Origin of the sequence: Microcystis sp. LE19-41.2A (assembly GCF_027530405.1) — a bacterium.
Taxonomy (GTDB): domain Bacteria; phylum Cyanobacteriota; class Cyanobacteriia; order Cyanobacteriales; family Microcystaceae; genus Microcystis; species Microcystis aeruginosa.
The window spans coordinates 24,429-30,722 of record NZ_JAPZQJ010000107.1; the positions used below are offsets into that span (position 1 = coordinate 24,429).

At 36.4% G+C, this 6,294-nt stretch carries 6 protein-coding genes; all 6 read left to right on the forward strand.

Annotated elements, in window-relative coordinates; all coding sequences use genetic code 11:
• The first annotated feature begins 181 nt into the window (after positions 1-181).
• Positions 182-946, forward strand: coding sequence for a DUF5331 domain-containing protein (locus O9290_RS04700; protein ID WP_288059200.1), 765 nt, complete (start codon positions 182-184; stop codon positions 944-946).
• 16 nt (positions 947-962) lie between these two features.
• Entirely contained in the window at positions 963-2,363 is a 1,401-nt protein-coding gene (locus tag O9290_RS04705) for a ferredoxin:protochlorophyllide reductase (ATP-dependent) subunit N (RefSeq protein WP_002740797.1), read from the forward strand.
• Positions 2,364-2,533: 170 nt separating this feature from the next.
• Positions 2,534-3,826 (forward strand): AAA family ATPase, encoded by a 1,293-nt coding sequence (locus tag O9290_RS04710; RefSeq protein ID WP_288059202.1) that lies wholly within the window; start codon positions 2,534-2,536, stop codon positions 3,824-3,826.
• 1 nt (position 3,827) lies between these two features.
• Complete coding sequence (locus tag O9290_RS04715) at positions 3,828-4,472, forward strand: RloB family protein (protein WP_288059204.1); 645 nt, start codon at positions 3,828-3,830, stop codon at positions 4,470-4,472.
• Between the two features lie 111 nt (positions 4,473-4,583).
• Positions 4,584-5,387: a nucleoside phosphorylase gene (locus O9290_RS04720; protein WP_288059206.1), complete on the forward strand. Its 804-nt coding sequence runs from the start codon at positions 4,584-4,586 to the stop codon at positions 5,385-5,387.
• A 333-nt stretch (positions 5,388-5,720) separates the two neighbouring features.
• Positions 5,721-6,122 carry a hypothetical protein gene (locus tag O9290_RS04725; protein ID WP_288059208.1) on the forward strand — a complete coding sequence of 134 codons (402 nt, stop codon included), beginning with the start codon at positions 5,721-5,723 and terminating at the stop codon, positions 6,120-6,122.
• The last annotated feature ends 172 nt before the right edge of the window (positions 6,123-6,294 follow it).

Sequence of the window (6,294 nt, forward strand, 5' to 3'; positions counted from 1 at the left end):
CCAATAAACTCTTTTTCTGGGTGGGTTACGGCGAAGAATTAACTTATTAGTTAATAGCCTAACTTATCGTCACCTAACCCACCCTACCCACGAATTTTATCGAGGACTTGATAATGATCATTTTTTCCTCTCATTGGGAATTCTAATAGGGAAAACATCATTATTCAGTCAAGGGGACAAAATGAGCAACTTTGAGGAATTAAAAGCCAGCTTACCGCGGCAATGGTTAGATTACTACCAAAATAATCAAGCTTGGATTAAGTGTTTAATGGATTCTAGAGGCTGGTGGCGAAAAACTCCCGACGGTGGTAAACGTCCCAGTGCTGACATAATTATAGCGGCAGCAACAGCTTTAGAACCTAAGTTATCAGTGTGGATGTATCCCTTTTGTCAACTTAGTTCCGATGGGGACAAACTGGTAGAAGTCTTAGGACTAAATTTTGATTCTGAAAAAAAGGAGTTGGAAAAATCGGAAAAAGAATTACTGATTTCTAATTCGCACACTGAATATCTCAACGGATTCCGAGAAAAACAATTATCAGTCGAAAAAAACAAAGTAATTATTTTTGAGGAATTGCTAAAAATCTTACCAGATAAATGGTTAGATTACTACCAAAATAATCAACCGTGGATTAAGTCTTTAACGGATTCTAAAGATTCGTGGCGAAAAACTCCCGACGGTGGTAAACGTCCTAGTGCTGACATCATTATAGGTGCGATTACCGTTTTAGAATCTCAATTATCAGTGTGGATGTATCCCTTTTGTCAACTTAGTTCCGATGGCGACAAACTGCTAGAAGTTTTAGGATTAAATTTTGATCCTGAGAAGAAACAACTAGAAAAGAAAGAAAGAGAATTAAGTAATTCTTTATATCCTAATGAGGATCCTGTACTGCAAAAAATCCGCCAAGAGTTACAACGAGAAAACCTAAATAAACCAAGTTAAAGGAGAACCAAACAAAATGACCGCCACTCAAGAACCGAGCGCTTTACAATTTGATTGTGAAACCGGCAACTATCACACCTTTTGTCCAATTAGCTGTGTTGCTTGGTTATACCAAAAAATCGAAGATAGTTTCTTCCTTGTTATCGGCACAAAAACCTGTGGTTACTTCCTGCAAAATGCCATGGGTGTCATGATTTTCGCCGAACCACGTTATGCCATGGCTGAATTAGAAGAAGGGGATATTTCCGCTCAACTAAAAGACTACGAAGAATTAAAACGCCTCTGCTTACAAATTAAACGAGATAGAAACCCTAGCGTTATCGTTTTTATCGGTACTTGTACCACCGAAATCATCAAAATGGACTTGGAAGGATTAGCACCAAAACTGGAGTCAGAAATCGGTATTCCTATCGTGACAGCGCGCGCTAATGGTTTAGATTATGCCTTTACCCAAGGGGAAGATACCGTCCTCGCTTCTATGGTGCATAAATGTCCCGAAAAAGTTAAGCACGAAGATGAAAAAGAAGAACGGAATGCCATCCAGAAACTCTTAACTTTTGGACGTAAAAAAGAAGAAATTAAACAGGAAGAATCGGAATATAAAGACCATCCTCCTTTAGTTTTATTTGGTTCTGTTCCCGACCCGATTGTGACCAATTTAACCCTAGAATTGAAAAAACAAGGAGTTAAAATTGATGGTTGGTTGCCTGCCAAACGTTTTACTGAATTACCGGTAATTGAAGAAGGTTATTATGTCGCTGGTGTCAATCCTTTTCTATCACGAACTGCCACCACTTTAATGCGTCGTCGTAAGTGTAAATTAATTGGCGCACCCTTTCCCATCGGTCCGGATGGAACCCGCGCTTGGATAGAAAAAATCTGTTCTGTTTTGGGAGTACAACCGCAGGGATTAGAAGAAAGAGAGGCAAAAATTTGGGAAAGTTTAGAGGATTATCTGCAACTTGTGCGCGGTAAATCGGTCTTCTTTATGGGGGATAATTTACTAGAAATTTCCCTGGCACGTTTCCTAATTCGTTGCGGGATGACTTGTGATGAAATCGGTATTCCCTACATGGATAAACGCTACCAAGCAGCCGAATTAGCATTACTAGAAAAAACCTGTAATGATATGGGTGTTCCCATCCCGAAAATCATCGAAAAACCTGATAACTACAATCAGATTCAGCGCATTTACGAGTTAAAACCCGATTTAGTGATTACAGGAATGGCCCATGCAAATCCCTTAGAAGCGCGGGGAATTAACACTAAATGGTCGGTAGAATTTACTTTTGCTCAAATTCATGGTTTTACCAATGCGCGAGATATTTTAGAATTAGCTACTCGTCCCCTGCGTCGCAACAATAACCTCAAGGAATTGGGTTGGGATAAGTTAGTTAAAGAGTCAGCAAAAGTGTAAATTTGTTGTCAAAAGTGTACAATTCTTAGGTAAGGGAAATCAATTCCTTACCTTTTTTCCTGTGATTGTTTGCCGATTCTGAGGATAATTCTTGTTCAAATGCTCAACAAGTGCATAAAATAAAAGTATCGTCTCCTTTGTTCCTTAGAGACTGTTAGGGTTAATATGCAATGCTCATCGGATTTAGTGTCGGCAATTATCGCTCTTTTAAAGATGTAGTCACTCTCAGTATGGTAGCTGCAGAGGAGGCCTACGGTAATGATGAGCTTGATAAAAATAATGTTTTTAAGGTTAATCAACAAATTAGTTTACTGAAAAGTGCCGCTATTTATGGAGCAAATGCCAGTGGTAAGAGTAATTTAATTCTGGCATTCAATTTTATGCGACGGTTTGTCATGAATTCTGCAAAATTACAAATCACTGACAAAATAGATGTGGAAGACTTTAGATTAAGTACCGAAACTGTTGATAAACCATCCTTTTTTGAAATAGTTTTTCAGCTAAAAAATAAAACTTATAGATATGGATTTGAAGTAACTCAAAAGCGAGTAGTTTCCGAATGGTTATTTTGTACGCCCAGAAGTCGTGAAACTAAAATTTTTAATCGGCAAGACGATAAAATAGAATATAGCAAAAATATTGAACAAGGTAATATACTAAGAGGATTGACCAAAAAAAATACTCTGTTTTTATCACTAGCGGCTCAATTTAATAATTCTCTAGCGGTGGAAATTGTCTCTTGGTTTAGTCACTTAGGTGTTGTGTCTGGGTTAAATGTGGAATTATTAAAAGAGATTACGCTTGAGTATCTTTCTGATAGACAAGATTTGATTGATGATGTGACTAAGTTAATTAAAAAATTAGATTTAAGTATTGACAATCTCAACCTAGAAACAGAAACGAGAAAATTTTCCTTAGACAGTCTCCCGCAAGATTTACCGGATGTTGTCAGAAATATCATCAGTCACTCTAGCGGTGAAATAAAGTCCGCTACCATAAAAACCTATCATCCAAAGTATGACTCAACAGGTAAAATGATTGAGTTAGAAATTTTTGATATGGACAATCATGAATCTGATGGAACTAAAAAGATTTTGGCTCTGTCAGCACCGATTTTAGACACTTTGCAAAGAGGGGAAGTTTTAGTAATTGATGAATTGGATGCCAGACTTCATCCTTTAATGACTAGAAGTATAATCGAATTATTTAATTCTCAGAAAACTAATCCCAAAAATGCTCAACTTATTTTTACTACTCACGATATTAATTTACTTAGTCATAAATTTTTAAGGAGGGATCAAATTTGGTTTACCGAAAAAAATCATCAAGGAGCAACAGATTTATATTCTTTGGTGGAATTTGCTGATATTAATAATAATAATACATTTGAAAAAGATTATATTCAAGGTCGTTATGGAGCAATACCTTTTATTGGTGATTTAAGTACAATTATTGGTAATTAGTATGAGTAACAACAGGAATACTTCTGATTATTTGCGTCGCCAAACTAAGACTAGAGAAACAAGAAAAAGATTTTTAATTGTTTGCGAGGGAGAAAAAACTGAAGTTAACTATTTTAAGGCTTTTACTGTTCCTAAGAAAATTGAAGTTAGGGTGAAAGGTGAAGGTAAAAATAGCTTGAGTTTAGTAGAAAAAGCTATTAAGATGATAGATAATCTAAAAAAAGATGACTCATTTGATCAAATCTGGTGCGTTTTTGATAAAGATAACTGTTCTAAAGAGCAATTTAATCAAGCAGAAAGACTGGCTAAAGAAAACAATATCAAGATTGCCTATTCTAATGAAGCTTTTGAAATTTGGTTTATTTTACACTTTCAATATCTGGATATTGCCACATCCCGAAGTAAATACCCAAAAATTTTAACTACCCAGATGAAAAAGTGTAAATTATTAAACGAAAAAGAACAATATGCAAAAAATCGAGAGGATATGTACGAAAAATTAAAGCCATACCAGACAACAGCAATAACTAATGCAGCAAAACTTATTCAAGATAGAGATGAAGCAAAAAAACATCCTTTTGATGCCAATCCCTCAACCACAGTACAGGAATTAGTGCAAGAACTTAACATCAATAGTCGTCCTTAAGCTTGATTCTCTTTTGTCAATAATTAAATATTTAATTTTAATTAAAACCTAAAGTTGTTATAATAACTAAAAGCCTATTTAACCAAAGTAACTGCTCTTAATTTGATTTAAATGTCCAATAACTTATCTCACCAAAAACCCTATCATCTCAACTTTAGCAGTGAGGATTTAGGCACGGCAAAACCGACTATCACCCTATTATCGGGGGAACCAGAACGCTCGCGCTATATTGCCGAAACTTATTTACAAAATGCACGTTTACTATCGGATTATCGCGGATTAAATAGTTATCTTGGCTATCTAGATAATTCTACCCCAATTCTTCTGGCTACCAGTGGCATGGGTGCGCCATCTTTGAGTATTGTGGTTAATGAATTAATACAGGTGGGAATTAAAACTATTATTCGTATTGGTACTTGTGGCGCAATTCAAAATAGAATAAAAATCGGTGATATTATTATCTCGCAAGCGGCTTTATGTAGGCAAGGTGCAGCTAATGATATTGCTCCTCCGGAATATCCCGCAGTGGCGGATCCTTTTTTGACAGTTGCTCTAGTCAAATCGGCTCAATTTTTGGGAGTAAATTATCATGTAGGTATTACCGCTTCTGTGGATAGTTTTTATGAAGGACAGGAAAGAATCCTGTCGTCTGCTAACCCTTATCTTCAGCGCCATTTAGAGGGAATCACGGAAGAATATCGACGTTTAAATATTCTCAATTATGAAATGGAAGCGGGAACTTTATTTAAAATGGCGGGGGTTTATGGATTTACTGCCGCTTGTATTTGTGCTGTGATTGCCGCAAGAAGTAAAGAGGAAGGGATTAGTTTAGAAAGCAAACAACAGGCCATTGAAAAAGCGATTCAGGTGGCAATATTGACCGTTAGCAACCTCTCCCTATCCTCAATTGATTAATGTTCAGAAATCATCTTCATTAAGACTTCCTCTTTTTCCTGACTTTGGGGATAACAGGAGATAAGTTTAGCGCGTAATTCTTGGGACAAAATAATTGATCGCCTTGTCTAAGTAGGGTATATTAGTTTGCTCAAAAAAGTTTATTTTGTTGCGAATATGTAATGATTTTTGACAAAAGTAAATTCTCACCCCAAAAAATTCGCTTATTCTTAGTCTTCTAAGCTAATCTTGACGGGATTAATTTGCCATCGGTAAAGTCAAAACCTTTAGCGACGAGACGATTATAAGGTGAGATAATGGGAAAAAATTGGTTTTGGCTTTAAGGATGGTATTATGTCAGACGCAACGCAGTTAACACCGGAAAAAATTGCTCAGTACCGTATTGAATTTGCGGACAATGAGAACGCTTTAATTGCACTTGATGTTATTGAGGAATGGGAGGGAGATTTAGCAGATGCTGCTGAGTCTATTGCCACTCGTAACGGGATTGAAGGGGTAGAAGATAATGCTGATTTTCGTTGGTTTGTTATTGTTCTTAATAAATGTCGGGATTCTATTTGTCAACCGAAGTTGCGAGAAAAATATTTACCCGCACTTATCCCTACTTTAACAGGTATTATTGTAGGATATTTGATGTGTCCTCCGCAAGTCGCGGGAATTTTATCTGCTATAGTTGCTGTTTATATTCAGGATCAAGGACTGGATAAATTTTGTCAAAATTGTTCTGATTCTTGAATCAAAGTGATCCCCCCCAACCCCCCTTAAAAAGCTATCCATTAGTCGGATCTTTCTTAACAAAAAGAGAAGAAACTTAAAAAAAGGGGAAACGATTGATAGGTATAGTTTTGAAAGAAGGAATTAAGGTGGAGGTAAGCAAAAAAATGGAGAAATGGGCAGCCCAAGAATT